Annotated in this window: 20 protein-coding genes; 11 read left to right on the top strand and 9 right to left on the bottom strand. The window is 37.6% G+C overall.

Features of this window, described 5'->3' with window-relative positions; translation table 11 throughout:
- The first annotated feature begins 174 nt into the window (after window positions 1-174).
- Together GO593_RS15805 and GO593_RS15800 are read left to right on the top strand one after the other, a co-directional pair.
- On the top strand, window positions 175-1,458 hold the full coding sequence (locus GO593_RS15805) for an acyl-CoA dehydrogenase family protein (protein ID WP_170825911.1): 1,284 nt from the start codon (window positions 175-177) through the stop codon (window positions 1,456-1,458).
- Between the two features lie 21 nt (window positions 1,459-1,479).
- Window positions 1,480-2,685, top strand: coding sequence for an acyl-CoA dehydrogenase family protein (locus GO593_RS15800; RefSeq protein WP_001053241.1), 1,206 nt, complete (start codon window positions 1,480-1,482; stop codon window positions 2,683-2,685).
- A 119-nt stretch (window positions 2,686-2,804) separates the two neighbouring features.
- Here GO593_RS15800 and GO593_RS15795 read toward each other — a convergent pair whose 3' ends face one another.
- A complete protein-coding gene (locus GO593_RS15795) occupies window positions 2,805-4,028 on the bottom strand; it encodes an alkane 1-monooxygenase (protein WP_000993539.1) in 1,224 nt (407 codons plus the stop codon).
- Window positions 4,029-4,217: 189 nt separating this feature from the next.
- Here GO593_RS15795 and GO593_RS15790 point away from each other — a divergent pair, with 189 nt between their 5' ends.
- Complete coding sequence (locus tag GO593_RS15790) at window positions 4,218-5,165, top strand: AraC family transcriptional regulator (protein ID WP_000339570.1); 948 nt, start codon at window positions 4,218-4,220, stop codon at window positions 5,163-5,165.
- A 39-nt stretch (window positions 5,166-5,204) separates the two neighbouring features.
- On the opposite strand, the gene GO593_RS15785 is transcribed toward GO593_RS15790, so the two are convergent.
- The 3 genes from GO593_RS15785 to GO593_RS15775 form a co-directional block, all read right to left on the bottom strand.
- Window positions 5,205-7,070: a SurA N-terminal domain-containing protein gene (locus GO593_RS15785; RefSeq protein ID WP_000443428.1), complete on the bottom strand. Its 1,866-nt coding sequence runs from the start codon at window positions 7,068-7,070 to the stop codon at window positions 5,205-5,207.
- 131 nt (window positions 7,071-7,201) lie between these two features.
- On the bottom strand, window positions 7,202-7,474 hold the full coding sequence (locus GO593_RS15780) for an HU family DNA-binding protein (RefSeq protein WP_001043034.1): 273 nt from the start codon (window positions 7,472-7,474) through the stop codon (window positions 7,202-7,204).
- Between the two features lie 169 nt (window positions 7,475-7,643).
- A complete protein-coding gene (locus tag GO593_RS15775) occupies window positions 7,644-8,099 on the bottom strand; it encodes a phasin family protein (RefSeq protein WP_000368000.1) in 456 nt (151 codons plus the stop codon).
- A 210-nt stretch (window positions 8,100-8,309) separates the two neighbouring features.
- On the opposite strand from GO593_RS15775, the gene GO593_RS15770 reads away from it, so the two are divergent.
- The 8 genes from GO593_RS15770 to fdx all read left to right on the top strand — a co-directional run bounded on the left by GO593_RS15770 (window position 8,310) and on the right by fdx (window position 14,423).
- Window positions 8,310-8,957, top strand: coding sequence for a hypothetical protein (locus GO593_RS15770; protein WP_000005343.1), 648 nt, complete (start codon window positions 8,310-8,312; stop codon window positions 8,955-8,957).
- Between the two features lie 110 nt (window positions 8,958-9,067).
- Complete coding sequence (locus tag GO593_RS15765; RefSeq protein WP_001241480.1) at window positions 9,068-9,541, top strand: Rrf2 family transcriptional regulator; 474 nt, start codon at window positions 9,068-9,070, stop codon at window positions 9,539-9,541.
- A gap of 1 nt (window position 9,542) precedes the next feature.
- Window positions 9,543-10,760, top strand: a complete 1,218-nt coding sequence (locus GO593_RS15760) for an IscS subfamily cysteine desulfurase (RefSeq protein ID WP_000828390.1) — start codon at window positions 9,543-9,545, stop codon at window positions 10,758-10,760.
- A gap of 66 nt (window positions 10,761-10,826) precedes the next feature.
- Window positions 10,827-11,213 carry a Fe-S cluster assembly scaffold IscU gene (gene iscU, locus GO593_RS15755; RefSeq protein WP_000331712.1) on the top strand — a complete coding sequence of 129 codons (387 nt, stop codon included), beginning with the start codon at window positions 10,827-10,829 and terminating at the stop codon, window positions 11,211-11,213.
- 30 nt (window positions 11,214-11,243) lie between these two features.
- Complete coding sequence (gene iscA, locus GO593_RS15750; protein ID WP_000581597.1) at window positions 11,244-11,564, top strand: iron-sulfur cluster assembly protein IscA; 321 nt, start codon at window positions 11,244-11,246, stop codon at window positions 11,562-11,564.
- Between the two features lie 85 nt (window positions 11,565-11,649).
- Window positions 11,650-12,168 carry a Fe-S protein assembly co-chaperone HscB gene (hscB, locus tag GO593_RS15745; protein ID WP_001015254.1) on the top strand — a complete coding sequence of 173 codons (519 nt, stop codon included), beginning with the start codon at window positions 11,650-11,652 and terminating at the stop codon, window positions 12,166-12,168.
- Window positions 12,169-12,206: 38 nt separating this feature from the next.
- On the top strand, window positions 12,207-14,066 hold the full coding sequence (gene hscA / locus GO593_RS15740) for a Fe-S protein assembly chaperone HscA (protein WP_001196569.1): 1,860 nt from the start codon (window positions 12,207-12,209) through the stop codon (window positions 14,064-14,066).
- Between the two features lie 18 nt (window positions 14,067-14,084).
- A complete protein-coding gene (gene fdx / locus GO593_RS15735) occupies window positions 14,085-14,423 on the top strand; it encodes an ISC system 2Fe-2S type ferredoxin (RefSeq protein ID WP_001137383.1) in 339 nt (112 codons plus the stop codon).
- Window positions 14,424-14,471: 48 nt separating this feature from the next.
- Here the strand turns inward: fdx and GO593_RS15730 are convergent, their stop codons facing one another.
- From GO593_RS15730 to GO593_RS15710, 5 genes are all read right to left on the bottom strand, one after another.
- Window positions 14,472-15,941: an adenylate/guanylate cyclase domain-containing protein gene (locus tag GO593_RS15730; RefSeq protein WP_001175677.1), complete on the bottom strand. Its 1,470-nt coding sequence runs from the start codon at window positions 15,939-15,941 to the stop codon at window positions 14,472-14,474.
- 52 nt (window positions 15,942-15,993) lie between these two features.
- Window positions 15,994-16,428, bottom strand: coding sequence for an HIT domain-containing protein (locus GO593_RS15725; RefSeq protein WP_000492048.1), 435 nt, complete (start codon window positions 16,426-16,428; stop codon window positions 15,994-15,996).
- 200 nt (window positions 16,429-16,628) lie between these two features.
- Window positions 16,629-20,090, bottom strand: a complete 3,462-nt coding sequence (gene mfd, locus GO593_RS15720) for a transcription-repair coupling factor (RefSeq protein ID WP_000487575.1) — start codon at window positions 20,088-20,090, stop codon at window positions 16,629-16,631.
- A gap of 134 nt (window positions 20,091-20,224) precedes the next feature.
- A complete protein-coding gene (locus GO593_RS15715; protein ID WP_000473795.1) occupies window positions 20,225-20,581 on the bottom strand; it encodes a hypothetical protein in 357 nt (118 codons plus the stop codon).
- Between the two features lie 79 nt (window positions 20,582-20,660).
- Entirely contained in the window at window positions 20,661-21,593 is a 933-nt protein-coding gene (locus GO593_RS15710; protein WP_001222570.1) for a Dyp-type peroxidase, read from the bottom strand.
- Window positions 21,594-21,741: the final 148 nt, after the last annotated feature.

The following is a 21,741-nucleotide window of genomic DNA, read 5'->3' as shown; positions in this document are numbered from 1 at the left end:
TCTTTTTAAAAACTTATTTTATTTTATAAAATCAAAAATATAGAATAAAACCTTTTTTGCTTTTACCATTTATCTACTCATTTTTTGAATGTCAGCAACGACATAGTTTTTTCTTATACAGCGTGTCAGCATAAAACAATAACAATGTGTTAGGACACCATAATCATGACAAATATGATCAATAAAGCCCAAGGGTTGGGTTTATCGCTGATCACAAAACTAGCTGGAAGCGATGTACTTGATCAACTCAAACTACGTAAATTTCTTGAAAGGTCTCTTTACCAAGGTTCAAAAGCTGGTTTTAGAGCATTAAGTCAGACTCAGAAAGCATTTAAACCTAAGCAAATTCCCCAACAACGCCTGCCTCAACAGAAGAAAAACCTATTTGATTTAAGCCTAACTGAAGAACAACAAATGACTTCAGAGGCAATGTCTCAATTTGCTCAAGAAGTTTTATTGGGATTAGCTCATGATGCTGATCAGACAGCTCAATTTCCAGAAAGCCTTTGGCAATATGTAGAAGATTTAGGATTAAACTATTACGCTCTTCCAGAAGCACTAGGTGGTGTCGCCGCTGAACAAAATATTGTAAGTAACTTATTGATTGCTGAAAAACTAGCTGAAGGTGATTTTAGTCTTACAGCAGGGCTCTTAAGTACGTTTAGTGTTATTAATGCCATTACACGTTGGGGTTCTACTGAAGTTCAGTCAATGTATTTACCTTGCTTTGCAGAAGACTCCGACATTACCGCCACTTTCGCTGTACAAGAAGCTACTCCAGCATTTAACCCTTATGTTTTAAAAACAAAAGCTTCTCTTGAAAATGATCAATATTTTATAGAGGGCGAAAAAACATTGGTCATTTTAGGAGATTTGGCTGATGTGTTCTTGGTGAGTGCAGACTTTAATGGCAAGCCGGATGTATTTGTAGTACAAGCTGGCGATACCATTTCTATTAAAAGTACTCCTGCTATGGGTCTCAAAGCAGCAGAGACAGCTACATTAAAATTCAGTCATACACCTGCTCTACGACTAGGTGCAACAGATTTTGATTACACCGCCTTTTTAGATTTAGGCAACTTAATGTGGTGTGCAATGGCTGTAGGAACCTGTGAAGCAGTAAAAGCCTACTGTATTAAATATGCCAATGAGCGAACTGCTTTCGGAGAACCAATTTCACATCGTCAAAGTGTCGCATTCATGATTGCAGATATGGCAATTGAAATTGATGCTATGCGCATGCTAATTCTAAATGCCGCAAGTCTTGCCGAAGCAGGTAAACCTTTCCATCGTGAAGCATATTTAGCTCGTCTTCTTTGCGCAGAAAAATCCATGAAAATAGGAACAGATGGCGTACAAATTTTAGGTGGTCATGGGTTTACAAAAGAACACCCTGTTGAACGTTGGTATCGTGATTTACGCGCAACCGCAATTTTACATTCTGGCCTACATGCTTAAGATCAATCAGAGGATATTTTCATGAATTTACAAAATCCAAAAAAATTCAAAATGATGATTGATCAGGCACATGATGTTGCGATCAATGTATTACGCCCTATTTCCCGTAAATACGATAAAGCAGAACATGCTTATCCGAAAGAACTCGATATGCTCGCTTCACTCATTGATGGCATGAATGAAGGTGGTGAAGGAATTAATGCAGGGGCTGCCGGTGCAGGAAAACGTGGTGAAACTGATAATGAAGGAGTCCGTAATGGAACCAACATGTCAACAGCGTTAGGCATCATTGAAATGTGTTATGGCGATACTGGGCTATTACTCAGCATGCCACGTCAAGGTTTAGGAAACTCTGCAATTGCCGCGGTCGCAAATGATGAGCAACTAGAACGTTTTAAAGGTACTTGGGCGGCTATGGCGATTACTGAACCAGGCTGTGGTTCTGACTCTGCTGCGATCCGTACTACGGCAACTAAAGATGGCAATGACTATATTTTAAATGGTGAAAAGATTTTCGTAACTTCTGGTGAACGTGCGGACTCGGTAGTTGTATGGGCTACACTTGACCGAAAACTTGGACGAGCAGCAATCAAGTCATTCGTAGTGCCTAAGGGTACACCCGGAATGAAGGTTGAACGACTTGAACATAAGTTAGGTATCAAAGCTTCTGATACAGCCGTTATTAGTTTTACTGACTGTCGTGTTCCAGCTGAAAATCTTTTAGGTAATGCCGAAGTCGATGTTGCAAAAGGTTTTGCCGGAGTAATGGAAACTTTTGACAATACTCGCCCGTTAGTTGCAGCAATGGCAATCGGTTGTGCGAAAGCATCACTAGAGCGTATTAAAGAAATTTTTAAAGATCAGCTTGATCCTGACTACTCGACTCCATATTTGCAAACTTCCAACCTTGCTGCACAAATTTACCGAATGGAAGCCGAATGGGAAGCTGCACGGTTACTTATGCTGAAAGCCACCTGGATGGCAGACAACAAAAAACCAAACTCAAAAGAAGCTTCCATCGCTAAAGCAAAAGCAGGTCGTGTAGGCAATGAAATCACTTTGAAGTGTGTCGAGTTAGCAGCAAGTGTTGGCTATAACGAAGATGAACTACTTGAGAAGTGGGCACGTGATTCAAAAATTCTTGATATTTTTGAAGGTACTCAACAAATCCAGCAACTTATTATTGCGCGACGTGAGCTTGGAAAATCTTCAAGTGAACTAAAATAGAAATATTGCAAGGGAGTTTTTTAACTTCCTTGCTTTTTAGCACCATGATTTATCGGCAAAAATAAAACCCTCTAATCACATGATTAGAGGGTTCGGTATTTCAGGAATATATTTTTTAATTATTCAGCCTGTGTAGCTTCTAAGGACTTATCGACTACACCAAATTTTTTGAAGATTTTTGCACGACGTTTTGGTGAAATATTTGCTTTATTTAAATCCCCTTTGTAGTGATCAAATACACGCTTATCCATCATTTTAAACCACCATGAAGGAATCATGGCTGGTAGCAGCATACTTGCATAGCCACTTGGCAACTCTGGTGCTTCATCAAAATGACGTAACGCTTGGAATGGACGAGTTGGATAAGCATGATGATCTGAGTGACGCTGTAACTGATATAAGAATAAGTTGGTCACTACATTGTTATTATTCCAGCTATGCTCTGGCATTGTACGTTCATATTGGCCATTTTCTTTTTTCTGACGCAATAAGCCATAATGTTCAATATAGTTAATAATTTCGAATAGGCTAATCCCGTAAAATGCTTGTGTTGCTAAATAAGGAATTGTACGTTTACCAAAAATTCCTACCATAGAAGCATGGAAAGCAGCACTCATACCCCAGCCTTGCAGCAATTCATTATCGAGTGACCAAAACTCTTTACCTTTACGTTTTAAACGATTTTTCTCAATTTCAATTGCTGATTTAAAAGAACCGATAAGAGTACGTGGCCAAAATTCATAGAATGTTTCACCCATACGTGAAGATGCCGGATCTTCAGGAGTAGCTGCACGCTTATGATGGCCATATGGATGCTCAATACGGAAATGGTTGTAACCTGTAGGCACTAAAGCAAGATGAGATAAAATATGGTCTATACGATCATGTTTATGGCTTAATTCATGGGCTGTATTAATTGCAATACCATTAATGGCACCCATCGAAATACCAAGCAAAATTTTGTCAATAAATGAAGTATCTTTACGGCTTGTTAAATAACATGCATAAATATTTGCCGCATACTGCAATGGAATAAAACTTTTTACCAAACGCGAATAATATGGATCTTTCTCAAGAAGTTTAATTTCTTCATCGGTTGGATTACGCGCATCTTTACCAATAATTGTATCAATTGCAGGAATCACAACGTGTAATAAAAGTGGGCCACCTAAAGCAAATACTTTCTTTAATGGGCGTGGACCAAAATGGTATCCAGCTAAAATACCTAAACCAATTACAGGTAGAGCCGGACTAATCATCCATAAATAGCGCTTACGATCTATCTCACGCATAGACGCTGGCACTGGCATAAGTTCTTGCTGAACATTTACTGGTGCATTCATAGTCATATTTCCTTTTTCTATATATCTATATAGTTAAAGAAATACTATTTTCTTAACAGTTGTAACCGTCCAAAAAACCTATTTCAAAGTCTTTGGCATTTTCTTCCACTTTTTTGTCCTAAAAACACATGTTGATCTATTCTTATAGCTCACTATAATTTTATTAAAATAATGATTGATCACGTAAACATGGATGCACTAAGTAAATTTTTTGATGATATCCACTTAAATAAGTCTGAATATATTTATATAAAAGCACAAGGTGAATGGGCTTTTAAAACACAAGATCAATCTGCTTTACTGGCTTATATCGTTTTAACGGGTTCTGTATATATCCAATTAAATGTGTCAGAGAAAATAACAGCAAGAGCTGGAGATATTATTTTAATTCCTTCTGGAAAAGCGCATCATGCTACAGACTCAAAAGCTACTGCAAGTAAACTTGTAGATCCAGTCGATATTACTCCATTATTTAATGGACATCGCCACGATCCAATTGAATTAGGCTCATCAACATCTGAAAATACCCTATTACTCTGCTTGCGCTGTCAAGTCGATACTTATATGGCAGGGCCACTTATTAATGCATTACCCTCTATTATGCATATTCAACATGAGAATCAGGCCACTCCTCCTGAATGGTTGCAAATAGGTCTCTACTTTTTAGCGGTCGAAACACAAAAAATCCAACCAGGTCATGACAAAATTATTGATCACTTAGTCAGTATTCTTTTAATTGAATGTATTCGTGATCATATTCAACAAATGTCAGATCAACAAAATTGGTTAGGTGCCCTCACACATCCTGAATTAAGTAATGCTTTATCCGCAATTCATAGTCAACCTGAAATAAGCTGGACTGTTGAAACATTAGCTGAACAATGCTGCATGTCACGATCTAAGTTTGCCAATCTTTTTAATAGTATTATTGGTGAACCACCTCTTACTTATTTACAGCATTATCGCTTCCGCTTAGCTAGCCAATATCTACGCACAAGTAATTTATCAATACAACAAATTTCAAATAAAGTGGGCTATTCTTCCGAAACCGCATTTAGTCAGGCATTTAAAAGAGTATTTGATTTATCACCTAAACAATATAGACAAAATTATATTGGTACTAATCTCGAGGAATAATAAAAAAAGCGCCGAAGCGCTTTTTTTATTACATAGATTTTATTTGATTTTAGCGTGTGACTTTAAGTATTCGCTGTAATCTTCAAGTATCTGTTGACCACGAGATTGGCGGTAAAGCTGTTTTAATTGTTGCAACTGATCAGCAGGCATAGCGTTAACAGCAGCTGAATTTACATTAGAAACAGCCACAACCACTAACTCATTTGGTAAGTTCGCGGTAGTTACAGACCACATACCTGGTTTTGGCTCAGGAACACTAAATGCTGCACGCTCAATTGCACGTTTTAAACCTTGTGAACGAGTAAATACACCCGCTGATTCAAAAGCAACTTTATTTTTCGCGACAACTTGTTCAGCTGGCTGAGTTTTGAATTCTGTCAGCATTGTAGCGATTTTCGCTTGAGCTGCTTTACGTGCTTTCTCATCAATTACTTTAGCTTTTACTTCATTCATTGCTTGGGCAAGTGGTTTAACACCAGCCGCATGATAGTCACGTACTTTAACCCAAACAGTATCTCCGTTCGCTAATTGAATATTAGATGAAGCATTACGATCGCCATTTTTCACATCATCATTAAACAATTTAATTTTTACGTTAGGATCACTTAAATATGGATTTTGAGTAGCTAAAGTTACACCATTTAATGATTCGATTTTTGTACCTTTAACCTGCTGTACAACAGCATCTAAAGAATCATTACCAACAATCGTTTCATTCAAACTATTTACGGTATCTGAATAAACAGATGCAACTTTATTCTTTTCAACTTCTGCAATTAAACGTGATTTCTCAGCTTCAAATGAAGGAATTTGGTTGGCCTGAGTCTCCGCTTCAATAATATGATAGCCATATTGTGTTTTTACTGGCTGAGAAATTTGACCATTTTTCAAGCTTAAAACAGTTTTATCAAATGCATCAGAGAAAACACCAGGTGCATATGCTTCAACTAATCCACCTTTCGTCTTAGAAGTTGGATCTTCAGAGAACTGAGCTGCTGCTTGAGCAAATGAAAGTCCACCCTGAATTTTTGCATATACATCTTTAGCAAGTTTTTGAGCTGCCGCATCATCACGAGCGTCTGTCGTAATAAGGATATGTTTCACTATGCGTTTAGCATCTTTTTGCTGAGTTTCTACGAACTTTGCATAAGCTTGTTTAAGCTCGGCATCTGTGGCTGGAGCTGGCTTAGCCATTAAAGACGGAGATAAAACAACATAATCTACATCAACAGAAGCAGGCTGTTTAAACTCATTCTGATGTTTGTTGTAGTAATCAGTAGCCTCTTGGTTCGATGCAGTTAAACCAGCTTTATAAGGGTCTAACTTAATACTAGCCAAATGCAATGTACGCTGTTCAGTTTGCAAATTCGCAATTTGCATTAAATCAACTTTACTCACTAAAGAATAATCTGCAAAAGTTGAAGTCAACATTTTTAAAGCGTGATCTTGACGTAAGCTAGCGATTAAGCCTTCGCTTGTCATACCAATCGAACGCAAATAATTTTCATATAATTTTTGTGAAAACTGGCCATTTTCTTGCAAACTTGGCTGCTGAGCTAACATTTGCTCGATTTGAGCATCGCTTAAAGAAATACCTAATTTTTCAGCTTGTTGAATGAGCAAATTACGGGATACCAATATATCAAGAGCTTTGGCTTGAATTACCGGTAAATTAAGTAAACTTTCATCACCCTTTACAGCAGCTAAATATTGTTCTTTATACCTTTGCGTTAAAGTTTCAAGGTCTTTTTTTGATATGTCCTGTCCATTTACAGTTTTTGCGACATCTGCCTTGTTTCCCCTATTAAAATATCCTTCAATACCTACAAGCGCTAAAGGGGTCAAAAACAAAACTAAAAGGACTTTGCCGAGCCAACCCTTAATGACTGTACGAAACGATTCCATAAGTATTCCAATATTTTATTTCGAGGAGAATTTTAACTGAAAAACCACAATGAATGAATGAGCAATATTGGTCAATTCAGATTTTTAATAAAAAACGCGCCTATATTGGCGCGTTTAATCATCTTAAAAGATTAAGCAACTGAATCTTTAAGACCTTTACCAGCTTTAAAGCTAGGTACTTTTGTTGCTTTAATTTGAAGCTCTTCACCAGTTTTAGGGTTACGACCAGTACGTGCAGCACGTTCTTTAACACTGAAAGTACCAAAACCAACTAAAGTTACTGTGTCACCTTTTTTAAGTGCTTCAGTAATTGACGCAATTGTCGCATCGAGTGCCTTGCCTGCATCAGTCTTAGATACTCCCCCTTTTTCAGCAATTGCATCGATTAATTCTGATTTATTCATGAATAAAACATCCTCTTAATATCGTTTGTTTAAGGTCCAAGGCTATAGTTTAAAAGGCCATGACGCCTTTATAGCAATGCTTTGGGGGAAAACGCAATACTAGAGCAGAGCTTTTAGCAAAAATAAATGCTAAAAAACTGTTATATATTTGCTAAATCCCTACATTTTTTTACTTTTCATTCAATTTTGCCTTCAATTTCTGATTTTCTTCAATTAAAGCATCTACCTTTATATGCAGTTGAACTAGGAGTTGTTCAATGTGCTGTAAATCCTTCGGAGTGACCAAGCCAATTCTATTTAAAGAGTGGTTTACACTCGTATCTAAAATTTTCTCGACCTTGTCTTTTGTATCAGAAACCGACTCTTTTGCTTTTTCGGTTACTTTACCAACAGTTGTATCTGCTAAATCACCTGTTTTGGATTCTAACTCTTCCCCTACTTTGACTAATGAGTCAAATAGTTTGTTCCCTTCTTCTTCGGCACGTGAAAAAGCACCCAAACCTGCCAACCAGATTTGTTTCGTATACTTTCTAAAATCTAATGCAGATTTTCTAGAACTTTTTGATTTTGATTTATTTTTTTCTCCTTGCTCTTCTGCTTGTGTTTCTATGTTTGCATTATCCATTGATCTAAGCTCCTGATCGGATGAGAGAGACGAAGTGTTATTTAACCACAAAATATTCTTATAATAACAAAGTCAAGACTTGATACATTTATGAAACTGTTCTACAAAACAATCATGTCATGTAAATATATTTAACAGGACATTGTGTTAAGTTTGAGATAGGATGTCTCATTCTCTCAATTAATCTCTAATATTTAAGGATAAACTTTTATGAGTGAAACGCAACAAAGACAAAAACATCCACGTCTGTTGCTGAATATTGTTCTAATTATTTTAGAAACTTTTTTCTCATTTATTCTCACCCACGATGGTGTTCTTCGCTTACAAGCGAAAAAGTTTATCGCCAATAAAATAACAATCCGTATTAATAGCTATTTGCCATTTTTCGATTTCTATGTGCAGTTTACGGAAAAAGGATTGCTATTTGATATTCACTCATATGACCGTCGGATTGATTTAGAAATTAATAGTACTCTCGTTGACCTTATCAAAATTTTTGTTTTTTCAAATCAACGTAGCCTGAATAACATGCGAATTGATGGGGATGCAGAGACTAAAAAAGAACTTATCGATTTAATTTCGCATCTCACTTTACCTAAGCTTCTAGCAGACTGGAAACAGTGGTTCAACGCACCAGATGATGAAGCCGAAGCCCTAGCCTCTCGCAAAAAAATTGCTCCATTACTTGAAAAAATCGACCAACAACGCTCAGAAATAAATTCGTTGCATGTCGAAATTAAACAGTATCAAAACCGAATTGCACGTTTACAACAGCGCCAACGGAACATTAACTTGTGCTTTGGTATAATTAGCCTAATATTTATTGTTTATTTCATATATAATTTGTGGGTAGCTTAACTTATTTTTTCTAATTTGATCCTGCACTTGAATTAAAAATAAAAAAACTTGACTATTTTAGTCGGGATTCATAAAATCCTATTATCTAGTCTTAACATGTGTATCGAATCATGCGCCTTACAACTCGCGGTCGCTACGCAGTGACTGCTCTACTTGATTTAGCTTTGCAGCCAACTGAACAAACGATCACGCTCGCCGAAATTGCCGCACGTCAATCTATTTCAGTTGCTTATTTAGAGCAGTTGTTCGCAAAACTTAAGCGTCATGGGTTAGTTTCTAGTGTTCGCGGTGCAAATGGTGGTTACCATTTGGCTCGAAACGCTGATGAAATTACTGTGTTAGAAATCATTGAAGCCGTAAATGAAACCGTTGATGCAACGCGTTGTGACCATAAAGGCAACTGCCAAAATGGTGCAATGTGTCTTACTCACGATTTATGGCAAGAACTCTCTCATCATATTGCCGACTATTTAGCTAAAATCACTCTTGCCAACCTCATTAGCCGAGACAACGTTCAAACTGTTGCATTACGCCAAAATGTAACTGGCACAGATTCAGCTCTTTTATCGGGTACAGGTATTTGATATGAAACGTCCAATTTATCTTGATTACGCAGCAACCACTCCAGTAGATCCGCAAGTTGCAGAACGTATGATGGAGTGTTTAACTTTCGACGGTACCTTTGGTAATGCTGCATCTCGTTCCCACGCTTATGGCTGGCAGGCAGAAGAAAAAGTTGAATATGCACGTGAGCAAGTCGCAAACTTAATTAAAGCTGACCCACGTGAAATCGTTTGGACTTCTGGTGCAACTGAATCAGACAACCTTGCTCTAAAAGGTGTTGCTCAATTCTATGCATCTAAAGGCAAACATATCATTACAAGTAAAATTGAACATAAAGCTGTTCTAGATCCTTGCCGTGAATTGGAAGAACAAGGTTTTGAAATCACTTATTTAGAGCCAGAACCACAAACAGGTTTAATTACTCCTGAAATGGTTAAGGCTGCCCTTCGCCCAGATACTATTCTTGTTTCTCTTATGATGGTAAACAATGAAATTGGTACAGTTACAGATGTAGCAGCGATCGGTGAATTAACACGTGCAAATAAAACGTTTTTCCATGTAGATGCAGCACAAGCAGCTGGTAAAGTCGATATCGACTTATCTACTATGAAAATTGACCTAATGAGTTTCTCTGCTCATAAAATTTATGGTCCAAAAGGCATCGGCGCATTATATGTACGTCGTAGCCCACGTGTTCGTCTAAAAGCACAAATTCATGGCGGTGGACATGAACGTGGTATGCGTTCTGGTACTTTAGCGACTCACCAAATTGTTGGTATGGGTGAAGCTTTTGAACTTGCAGGCAAAACAATGCATGCAGAACAAGAACGTATTCGTAAACTTCGTGACAAACTTTGGAACGGTTTACAAGACCTTGAACAAGTATTCTTAAATGGCCACCCAACTCAAAACGTTGCTAACTATTTAAACGTCAGCTTCAACTTTGTTGAAGGTGAATCTTTAATGATGTCGCTTAAAGACGCTGCTGTATCAAGTGGTTCTGCTTGTACTTCTGCTACTTTAGAGCCTTCATATGTTCTTCGCGCATTAGGTTTATCTGATGAGCTAGCACACAGCTCAATTCGCTTTAGTTTTGGTAAATACACGACTGAAGAAGATATTGACCACGTGCTTACAATTACCAAAGCCGCTGTTGAGAAATTACGTGAACTTTCTCCGCTTTGGGATATGTACAAAGAAGGTATCGATCTTTCTACAGTTGAATGGGCAGAACACTAATTATTGAAATTAGTGTTTTAACCCTCATATTAATATTAGGCTGACCCCGAGGTTTGGAGAAGCGAAATGGCTTATAGCGAAAAGGTAATTGATCATTACGAAAACCCACGTAATGTTGGTGTTTTAGACAAAAACTCTGAAAATGTTGGTACAGGTATGGTGGGTGCACCTGCATGTGGCGACGTAATGCGTTTACAGATTCAAGTAAATGACAACGGTGTAATCGAAGAAGCACGTTTCAAGACTTATGGTTGCGGTTCTGCAATTGCATCAAGTTCACTTGTAACAGAATGGTTAAAAGGCAAGACTCTTGATGAAGCTCAAGCAATCAAAAATATTGATATTGCAACTGAGCTAGCTCTTCCGCCAGTAAAAGTTCACTGTTCTGTATTAGCTGAAGATGCAATTAAAGCTGCGATTGAAGATTATCGTAGTAAAAAATCAAAAGCTTAATTTGTTACCATTATAAACGTTGGAGTTTTCATGATTCATTTAACTGAAAATGCTGCGACTCATATTAGCAATTACCTTAAAAACCGAGGTAAGGGTGAAGGCATTCGCGTTGGTGTGAAAACTTCTGGTTGTTCTGGGTTGGCTTATGTTCTCGAATTTGTAGATGATATCGATGAACATGATCAAATTTTCGAACAATTCGGCGTTAAGGTTTTTGTAGATCCTAAAAGCTTAGTTTACTTAGACGGCTTAGAAATGGACTATGTTAAAAATGGCCTTAATGAAGGGTTCGAATTTAACAATCCTAATAAAAAGGGTGAATGTGGTTGTGGTGAGTCATTCACTGTTTAATTCTCTCCTTTCCTTTTTCTCATTAAAACAGTGCCTTTTAACAGCACTGTTTTAATGTATTTAATTAATGTGGACCTCATTTCTAATGAATCATTTTGAGTTGTTCAATTTACCTGTGGCACTCGATATCGATTTGGCAAGCTTGAAATCAAATTTCTTAAGTTTGCAACAACAATATCATCCAGATAAAGCCGCAGATAAAGATCAAGCATTGATCAAATCAAGTGAAATCAATCAAGCTTTTAAAACGCTTTCTCAAGTTGATAGCCGCGCTGCTTATCTTTTAGCTCTTAAAAAGCAAGATCATCATCTTGATCAATCTATTAGTGATTTCGAATTTCTACAATCCGCTTTAGAACTTCGTGAACAACTTGATGAAGCGACATCATCTGAACATTTACGTACTTTAAGATTAGAAGTACAACAATGGATTGATGGTTTGGTCCGTGAATTCAAAATTGATTACAGTGAAGAAGATTGGGCAGAAGCACGCGATACCGTACGTAAGTTACGTTTCTTTCAACGTGTTTTAAACGATATTGATAAAGCAGAAGATCAACTGTTAGATGATGAAGACAGTTTTGATTTAGACGACGATTTTTAATTTTGCTTTCTCTACTTTATTTTCAAGGGATTTAACTCATGGCACTTTTGCAAATTGCTGAACCGGGTCAATCCAGTGCCCCACACCAACATCGCATTGCGATTGGTATTGACCTAGGAACAACACACTCATTAGTTGCGACAGTGTTATCAGGCAAACCTAAAGTACTCAATGATGTTCAAAATAGAAGATTACTTCCTTCTATCGTTCATTATGGGGACAATACAACTCATTATGGTGAAGAAGCTAAACCGTTTATCATTGCAGATCCAAAAAATACAATTGTTTCTGTTAAACGATTTATGGGCCGTTCAAAGGCAGATATTAAATTTCAACACCCTTATGAGTTAGTAGGCTCAGAAAATGAAATGCCTGCTTTTGAAACTCGTGCTGGACGCAAAACACCAGTAGAAATCTCAGCTGAAATTTTAAAACAATTAAAAGCTCGCGCTGAAGACAGCTTACAAAATCCTGTTAATGGAGCAGTAATTACCGTTCCTGCATATTTCGATGAAGCTCAGCGTCAAGCAACTCGCGATGCAGCTCAACTTGCAGGTTTAAATGTATTACGTTTATTAAATGAGCCTACAGCTGCCGCTGTAGCTTATGGATTAGATCAAGAAAGTAATTTAGCGACCGACCGTAATTATGTAATTTATGACTTGGGTGGCGGTACTTTTGACGTATCTATCTTACGTTTTTCACAAGGCGTATTCGAAGTTTTAGCGACTGGTGGTCACACTGCTTTAGGTGGTGATGACTTAGACCGTCTAATCGTAAAATGGGCTAAAAAACAGCTTAATATTGATGTATTAAGCGATGAAGATTATGCCGTATTTATTGTGGCAGCACGTCAAGCTAAAGAACAATTATCAACTCAAGATTCAGTTGAATTAAAGTTACTCGAAGCAACTCTCACACTAGATCGCCCTACATTTGAAAGCATTATTCAAGTAGCATTAGACAAAACGATTAGTGTTTGTAAACGTGTACTGCGTGATGCAAAACTCGAGTTAACCGATATTCAAAATGTTGTTTTGGTAGGTGGTTCTACTCGCTCTTATGCTGTCCAAAAAGCAGTACGGGAAGTTTTTGCCCAAGAACCTCTTTGCACGATCAACCCAGATGAAGTGGTGGCAATTGGCGCTTCTATTACAGCCAACCAGTTAATCGGTAATAGCCAAGATGGTTCTCTTCTTTTAGATGTAACCCCTCTTTCTCTGGGTCTAGAGACAATGGGAGGACTCGTTGAGCGCCTGATATCTCGTAATACAGCTATTCCTGTTGCACGTCGTCAAGAGTTCACCACTTATCAAGATGGTCAAACTGCTATGTTAATTCATGTAGTTCAGGGCGAACGTGATTTAGTTGAACATTGCCGTTCATTAGGTAGATTTGTACTTCATGGCATTCCACCAATGACTGCAGGCCAAGCTCGTATTGAAGTCACTTTCCAAGTTGATGCAGATGGCTTACTCACCGTTTCTGCTCGTGAAGCAACTTCTGGCGTGCAAGCTCATATCGATATCAAACCATCTTATGGTTTATCTGAGGCAGATACGGAACGCTTATTAATTGAAGGTTTCCAACATGCCGAAGAGGACAAAAATCTTCGTCATTTAAAAGAAACTAAAGTTGAAGCAGAACGTGAGCTTGAGGCTCTTGAGCAAGCATTAAAAGTAGATGCAGATTTACTTGATGAAAAGCAACTTGAAGCACTCAACTCTGCTAAGGAATCATTAAAAGCTCAGCTTGAAGGCAGTGATATTCAAGCAATTGAGCAAGCAGTTCAACAACTTAAAGTACATAGTGATGCTTTTGCAGCACTACGGATGAATCGACATATTGACCATGCCTTAAAAGGCACGAAGCTCGATGATTGGTCAAAATCAAATTAAAAGGTATAGGTGATCAATATGCCACGTATTAAAGTACTTCCTCACGCTCAATTTTGCCCAGAAGGAGCAGAATTTGAGGTTGAACAAAATGCAAATCTTTGCCAAAGTTTGCTCAACAAAGGAATCAAAATTGAACATGCTTGTGATATGTCTTGCGCATGCACAACTTGTCATGTGATCGTTCGTAAAGGCTTTGATAGCTTAGAAGAAATGAATGATGTTGAAGCCGATCTTTTAGACCGTGCTTGGGGGTTGGAACCTGACTCACGTCTTTCATGTCAGGTGAAAGTTGTAGATGAAGATCTTGAAATTGAGATTCCGAAATACACAATTAACCACGCTTCGGAAAATCACTAATAAATAATAAAAAAAGCTGCTTAGGCAGCTTTTTTTATTTATATAAATTTATACCTGATCTTGTTCTTCATCGATATTTATAGGCTTAACTTCATCCTCAAGTCTAAGCTGAGCAACACCTTGAGTATTAACCAAAGTTTGTTGAACTTTAATGCGCTGAATCATTTTTTCAAGCACTTCAACCAACTCAGGGTATTCGTAGTTTTGTACTTCTTCTAAATTTAAAACTAAATGGAAACCTTTATATTCATAATCAAACCATTGTTGATGATCTGATTTATTTCCTGTGTATTTTTCCATGACTTGCCATGTTTTTACTGCCCCTTGAATACCCTTTAAATAAATTGGGGTCTTAGGCGCACATAGAAAATCACTTTTGATCAATTGATAAGTATCATCAGAAATGAGTATTTTATCAATTTCAGCAGCATACTGTAAACGTGCCGCTAAATTTACGTCGCGACCTACAATCGTATAAGCCATACGATGGGTTGCACCATAATTCCCTACGTGGCAATAACCTGTACTAATACCCATACGGATATGTAAGGCCGAATATCCCATTTTCTTCCATCGTTCGCGCAGCAGCTTCATTTGCTGACGCATAGCAATTGCCATTTCTACACACGATTTGGCATCTTGCTCAACCCCTTGTGAATTCGCATCTCCAAAAAATATGAGAATCGCATCTCCCATAAATTTATCGACCGTCGCTTCATATTGCTTTGCAATTTCAGTCATATGACTTAAATAATCGTTCAGCAAGAAAGCTAAGTCATCAGGAATTAAAGTTTCTGATAGTTCAGTAAATCCCTGAATATCAGAAAAGAATACGGTCATTTTTTTACGTTTATATTCAATTTTTGCTTCGGCTTCCCCTCGCATAATCGACTGCCATAATTGTAATGGAGCATAGCGACTTAACTGATTAGCAAAAGCAATATAACGTGTCATCTGGTCATAATAATGCTGACGTTGCTGACTAATTTTTTTAACCCAGCGGTGTTGGTAATAATTTCCGATAGTGATAAACATTACCAAACCAAGTAAGGTAATTACTGTTAATTCTTGGCTTGTGCCTTCGAAATATGGATGAAAACCAAATAGGAAAAATGTACTTAAATAAAAAATAATCGCCCCAAGCAGACTCGTTAAACAAATAACTGCAAAGGAAATACGACTATTAATTGCTGAGTAAAACAATGCAAAAAGTGCAATAAATGTTGGAACGAGATTAAGGTGCACTCCTGCTAGAGTAACAGCCACTACAATCGCATCTATTGCAAAAAAAACACTTTTTTGAGTTTTCTTATCAAACTGGTACTGCAACCAGTGTTCTAGTTTAGAACTGACAAAAAGTAAAAAAAGAAAAAAAGGAGGAATATAGATTTGATAATTAGTATTCGGTGAGGTAAAGGCATAGATCACTAAAATTAATGACAGAATTGAATATCCCATCAAACGATGAAAATATGCAAACTGCTTAGGTTCCCGATCTATAAACCTCTCTAATTGCACCCTATCCTCCACATTTCAATGTTGCCACATTGATATGTGGCATTACATTGATTTAATCCATGCGCCAATCAAAAGGCATATCACCTTGGCCACGTAGAGCAAGCATAAGAGTCTGACGCATATGAGCTAAAACATCACTTGTATATGGCACCGCTGGTGTACCCCATACAGGTTTCGGCCAAGCTACATCATTTTGATAGCGGACAACATGATGGAAATGCAATTGAGGCACCATATTACCTAAAGCTGCTACATTCATTTTATCAGCACGGAAAACGCGAGATAACTGGCTAGATAACCAGCTTGACTCACGTAGAAACTGTTCTTGGTCAGCTTGACTCAATTCGTATAGTTCCGTGATTCCTGGTACGCGTGGTACTAAAATCAACCAAGGAAATTGCATATCATTCATTAAACGACATGTTGAAAGCGGGAAATCGCCTACAAAAAAAGTATCTTGAGCAAGTTGTGGATGCAAACTAAACATATCTTTTATAAATGACAATAAACAATAATGGCTAATACTATCACATCAGTTTTGATGTGAATATTATTAGTAGCCCGTTTGCTTACAAATAACAATGATTTTATGCACTTATTCATATCTCAAGGTATAAATAGTGCATAAAATCCGATTACATCAAAACAAATGTCCTAATTAGCTAGCGCTGGTTAGAAAAACAGGTCTCAGGCATGTAGTTCACTCATCAATTTTTGCAATAAATCATTGATAAATTGAATTCGTTTTTCATACTCTTCAAGCTGCACCATCACCTTCAAACGTTGTCCGCCTTCCATACGGTAATAGGTCGGATTTTTTTGCATTAACTGAATAATACTAATGGCCTGAACTGGCGTATCTGGTGAAAACTCAATATTTCCACCTTGAGTATTAATATCAATTTTCGTAATACCTAAATGTTCTGCTTTCAAACGGATTTGATGCACGCTAAACAAGTGCTTAACCGACTGCGGTGGAATACCGAAACGGTCAATAAGCTCCATACGGATGTTATCTAGTTTTTCCTGTGTATCGGTATTACTAATACGTTTATAGAATAATAGACGTTGATGAACATCCCCCAGATAATCATCTGGAATAAGTGCAGGAATATGTAAGTTAATTTCGGCAGTTAACGACAATGGAGCATCAAAATTCGGGGTTTTACCTTGTTGAATTGCTTTAGTCGCTTTCTCAAGCATTTCCATATACAAGCTATATCCTATCGCCTGCATTGAGCCACTTTGTTGTTCGCCTAACAATTCGCCTGCTCCACGAATTTCCAAATCTTCCGTAGCGAGCATAAAGCCTGCACCTAATGTCGAAGCACGTTGAATCGCATCAAGGCGTTTTTCGGCATCACCTTTTAAGTGTTTAATCGAAGGTACTAATAAATACGCATATGCTTGGTGATGCGAACGACCTACACGGCCACGTAACTGGTGTAATTGCGCTAACCCAAGTTTATCCGCACGTTCAATTAAAATTGTATTTGCATTTGGAACATCGATACCTGTCTCAATAATGGTTGAGCACACCAGCACATTATATTCTTTGTGATAGAACTGCTGCATAACTTGCTCAAGTTCGCGTTCACGCATTTGTCCATGTGCTACCGCTACACGTGCTTCGGGTACAAGCACACGAATATTTTCGGCAGCTCGCTCAATGGTCTCTACTTCATTATGTAAGAAATAAACTTGTCCACCACGAAGTAACTCACGCAAAATCGCTTCCTTGATTGAAGCATCTGTATGCTCTTGCACAAAGGTTTTTACTGCTAATCGACGGGCTGGCGGAGTCGCAATAATCGACAAATCACGCATACCCGAAAAAGCCATATTAAGCGTACGAGGAATTGGCGTTGCTGTAAGTGTCAACATATCAACATCGGCACGTAAAGCTTTGATACGCTCCTTATCACGCACACCAAAGCGATGCTCCTCGTCTACAACCATTAAGCCTAAATCTTTAAACTGAACATTCTCTTGTAGAAGCTTATGTGTACCTACCACAATATCGACTTTACCATTTGCCAAGTCTTCAATATTTTTCAAATGTGTTTTGTTTGAACCAAAACGTGAGAGCACTTCAATACGTACTGGCCAATCAGCAAAACGGTCTTTAAAAGACTCATAATGTTGTTGAGCTAGTAAAGTCGTAGGAACTAAAACAGCGACCTGTTTGCCATTTTGTACCGCTACAAATGCTGCACGCATGGCCACTTCGGTTTTACCAAAACCTACGTCACCACACACCAACCTATCCATTGGTTTTGCTTGCTGCATATCATAGAGTGTGGCTTCAATTGCATTAGCCTGATCAAGGGTTTCTTCATACGCAAAACCGCTTGCAAATTGCATATAGAGCGACTGATCCAGTTCAAAAGCGAAGCCAGGTTTTGACTGACGACGTGCCTGAATATGTAAAAGCTCAGCTGCAACGTCATGAATTTGCTCTAATGCTTTACGCTTAGCTTTACTCCAAGCATCAGTTCCGATTTTATGTAACGGTGCTAAATCCGGGTCGCCACCACTATAACGGCTAATTAGATGCAAGTTCGTTACTGGAACATAGACTTTTGCATCTTCGGCATAATCTAGTTGTAAGAACTCATAGTCTTGTCCTTCAATCGCGAGTGTAATTAAACCAGCATAACGCCCCACACCATGATCGATATGTACAACAGGAGCACCAATGCTTAGCTCAGTTAAGCTTCGAATCAAAAACTCTTCTGAAACTTCCTGTTGACGCTTGCGACGACGCTGTACAACTCGGTGCTCGTAAAGCTGATTTTCTGAAATAACCGTTAATTGATCAGTTAAAAGTAAACCACGATCTAAAGGCGCATTAGTAATAGCAATTGCGAACTGACTAATTTGGAATTGCTCAAAATTCTCTACATTCGGAATCTCACCTAAACTTGAACGCAACGCATCTTTTAAGCTTTCGCGACGTCCTGCACTTTCCGCAACCAATAGAACAGGATGATTTGCTTCATCAATATATTTTTTTACGGCACTAAATGGTTTTTCTTTTTTCGGATCGACTGGCAACTTGGGTGGTTGTTCAGTTTTAAGATTAAGTGCACCAGCTTTTTCTTCAATAGTTTCTGCGCTTACAAGCATTCGTGGAAACTGGTTTAAAGCACTTAACAAATGATTTGGAGAAATAAATAGTTCTTCTGGAGCAAGAATAGGTTGATCCATATTATGGCGCCGGTCTTCATAACGACGCATAACTTCTTTCCAGAAGTTCGTTAAATCAATGTCAATATCATTAGTTGTAATTACAATGCAATTCTTTGGTAAGTATGTTGTAAACATACTTTGTGACTGCATTTGTTCTTTATCAAAAAATAGCGGTAAATAAAATTCAATGCCAGGCGATGCTATACCATCTAAAACGTCCTGATAAATTGGATTTTTCTTAGGATTGGCAGTAGGAAAAAACTCAGAATAACGGTCTCTAAAAACTGAACGTCCTTCTTTTAAAGGGAATTCTTTCGCGGGTAAAACCGTAAAACTTTTTAGTGTGGTTGTTGTTCTTTGAGTTTCAGGGTCAAAGAATTTTAAAGAATCAATTTCATCGTCAAATAAATCTATGCGGATCGGAGATTCTTGCCCAGATGCAAAAATATCCATAATACTACCGCGTACAGCAAACTCACCATGGTCATAAACTGTATCTACTAAGTGGTAGCCCGCCTGAACTAACCTTAATTTTTGTTGTTCTAAATCAAATTTTTGACCCACTTTTATATCAAAGTGTTCTCCTAATACCCATGAGTAAGGCGCAACCCGTTGAGCCAAGGTACTTGCTGAAATCAGTAATACGCCTTGCTGGGGCATATTAGATAAAATAGCAAGACGTTCTGACACAATATCTTGATGGGGAGATAAACGGTCATAAGGCAAAATTTCCCAATCCGGAAAAATTGTCGGCTTAACTCCATAAAACTCAAGTTCACTTTCTAATTGAGCAACATGTTGGTTGTTTCTAGCAACTAATACCAATAAAGAAGAATGCTGAGTGGCAATTTCTTTAAGCAATAAAGCTGCTGATGAACCTAATAATGACCCCACCCAACGCTTTTCACCGGCCTTGAGCTGTTGCAAATTCAATTGAGAGATTTCTTGTTGAAACATGTATATGGCTTTTATGAGCTAAAAAGATATGAGGTTAATAGTAGCATGATGTTTTTAGTGAATTGAGTTATTTTTCTGCAATCAAGCTACTACTTTGTGATACTTTTTTATAGTTCTTAAACAATCATTTGAAGTTATTTGTCTCGTAAAAACATCACATAATATTGGTTTAATACCTGTATGATTGCTTTAAGCTCAAGTAACTTTTCTTGTGTATTACCTAACCTTTCCACATATCGTTGTGTTGCAATCTCTAAATCAATCTTTTCATTAATTTGTGGTGTAATTTGAAATAGCTTAGGTAAGTTATCAAAATTCTGTAATTTACGATTTGAAAAATACTCAAGGTGCTCTGACCACTTTTCATTAATCACGACATCTTTAATAACTGGACCACGCTCTGAATCAAAACTGAGCTGATTCTCTTGTAAATAAATTTGTTCTGGTGTCTCTTTCGAACCTTGAAAAAGTTGGGTTAATTTTTTAAACATCTCATCACATCATATTAATTTCAATTTATATAGTAGAGGTAATCTACTCACCTCTACCATCTAAGTTTATTTTTAATGCCTACTCGTCACCCAAGCCATCTAGAAAATCTACTGTCGGTACGAAAAATAGAGTTCCTGTTTGGGCAGTACTAAAGTCAAGTAATCGGTCAAGATTACCTTGCTCATTTCCTAAGAACATATTTTCAAGCATTTGACGTGTCGTACTAAATTTACGTGAGTAACCAATAAAAAAAGTACCATATTCATTTTTGGATGGATTCGAAAAAGGCATATTTGCACGCATAATTTTTAGTTCATTGCCTTCTGCATCATGCGCTTTACTTACTACATTATGTGCTGTTAAAGGCTTCTCGTCATCATCAAGCTCAATATCGTTGAACTTTTTACGCCCGATAACTTTTTCTTGTTCCTCATCGCTTAATGCACGCCATTTTTCCATATCATGGGTATATTTTTGGATAAATGCATAACTTCCCCCAGTAAAGTCAGGATCTTCGTTACCCACTAATGCCCATTGTGCAGCAATTACAGGTTCAGGATTTTCTGTTCCATCTACAAAGCCAATAATCGCACGCCCATCGAAATAACGAAAACCATGCACTTCATCAATTGGGTAAGTTACTTTACCTAACTGTTCATTGATGATACTTCCTAACTCATAACATAAAGCTTGTCGATCAGCACGAATATGAAAGAATAAATCCCCGGGTGTTGAAACGGCTGTGTATTTTGGGCCTTTGATTTCTTGAAATGTTTCTAATTCTTGAGGCTTTGCTTGCTGTGGAAATAAAATATCCCACGCGTTTGAGCTAAAACCTAATATGGCATTAAATTTAGTTTCAGGATAACGGTTAGACAAACTTCTGGTTAACGCAGAGAATTTACCAGCAAAATCTTTTACTTTTTCTACAACAGAATCACCTTGAGCTAATCCTAATACAATAAATAAAGCATTTTCTCCAGGATGACTCGTTACAGGCTGAATTCTCATACATTCCATAAAACAGGCCTTATTTTGGTAATTTAAGGTAGTAATTTAGCATATTCATGTTTTTATCGTATGATTTCTTATTGTTATCGCTTCTTAAAAGAGACTGAGTTATCTCAATCTCTAGCGCTCTAGCGTGTTTTTCTCATTT

It is taken from the genome of Acinetobacter baumannii, assembly GCF_009759685.1.
In the GTDB taxonomy this organism is placed as follows: domain Bacteria; phylum Pseudomonadota; class Gammaproteobacteria; order Pseudomonadales; family Moraxellaceae; genus Acinetobacter; species Acinetobacter baumannii.
This window is presented reverse-complemented; position numbering and strand designations above follow the sequence as displayed.

Excerpts from the sequence above, each read along its gene's own strand:
- GO593_RS15805 (WP_170825911.1), top strand. The coding sequence starts at position 175 with ATGATCAATAAAGCCCAAGGGTTGGGTTTATCGCTGATCACAAAACTA.
- GO593_RS15800 (WP_001053241.1), top strand. The coding sequence starts at position 1,480 with ATGAATTTACAAAATCCAAAAAAATTCAAAATGATGATTGATCAGGCA.
- GO593_RS15795 (WP_000993539.1), bottom strand. The coding sequence starts at position 4,028 with ATGAATGCACCAGTAAATGTTCAGCAAGAACTTATGCCAGTGCCAGCG.
- GO593_RS15790 (WP_000339570.1), top strand. The coding sequence starts at position 4,218 with ATGGATGCACTAAGTAAATTTTTTGATGATATCCACTTAAATAAGTCT.
- GO593_RS15785 (WP_000443428.1), bottom strand. The coding sequence starts at position 7,070 with ATGGAATCGTTTCGTACAGTCATTAAGGGTTGGCTCGGCAAAGTCCTT.
- GO593_RS15780 (WP_001043034.1), bottom strand. The coding sequence starts at position 7,474 with ATGAATAAATCAGAATTAATCGATGCAATTGCTGAAAAAGGGGGAGTA.
- GO593_RS15775 (WP_000368000.1), bottom strand. The coding sequence starts at position 8,099 with ATGGATAATGCAAACATAGAAACACAAGCAGAAGAGCAAGGAGAAAAA.
- GO593_RS15770 (WP_000005343.1), top strand. The coding sequence starts at position 8,310 with ATGAGTGAAACGCAACAAAGACAAAAACATCCACGTCTGTTGCTGAAT.
- GO593_RS15765 (WP_001241480.1), top strand. The coding sequence starts at position 9,068 with ATGCGCCTTACAACTCGCGGTCGCTACGCAGTGACTGCTCTACTTGAT.
- GO593_RS15760 (WP_000828390.1), top strand. The coding sequence starts at position 9,543 with ATGAAACGTCCAATTTATCTTGATTACGCAGCAACCACTCCAGTAGAT.
- iscU (WP_000331712.1), top strand. The coding sequence starts at position 10,827 with ATGGCTTATAGCGAAAAGGTAATTGATCATTACGAAAACCCACGTAAT.
- iscA (WP_000581597.1), top strand. The coding sequence starts at position 11,244 with ATGATTCATTTAACTGAAAATGCTGCGACTCATATTAGCAATTACCTT.
- hscB (WP_001015254.1), top strand. The coding sequence starts at position 11,650 with ATGAATCATTTTGAGTTGTTCAATTTACCTGTGGCACTCGATATCGAT.
- hscA (WP_001196569.1), top strand. The coding sequence starts at position 12,207 with ATGGCACTTTTGCAAATTGCTGAACCGGGTCAATCCAGTGCCCCACAC.
- fdx (WP_001137383.1), top strand. The coding sequence starts at position 14,085 with ATGCCACGTATTAAAGTACTTCCTCACGCTCAATTTTGCCCAGAAGGA.
- GO593_RS15725 (WP_000492048.1), bottom strand. The coding sequence starts at position 16,428 with ATGTTTAGTTTGCATCCACAACTTGCTCAAGATACTTTTTTTGTAGGC.
- mfd (WP_000487575.1), bottom strand. The coding sequence starts at position 20,090 with ATGTTTCAACAAGAAATCTCTCAATTGAATTTGCAACAGCTCAAGGCC.
- GO593_RS15715 (WP_000473795.1), bottom strand. The coding sequence starts at position 20,581 with ATGTTTAAAAAATTAACCCAACTTTTTCAAGGTTCGAAAGAGACACCA.
- GO593_RS15710 (WP_001222570.1), bottom strand. The coding sequence starts at position 21,593 with ATGAGAATTCAGCCTGTAACGAGTCATCCTGGAGAAAATGCTTTATTT.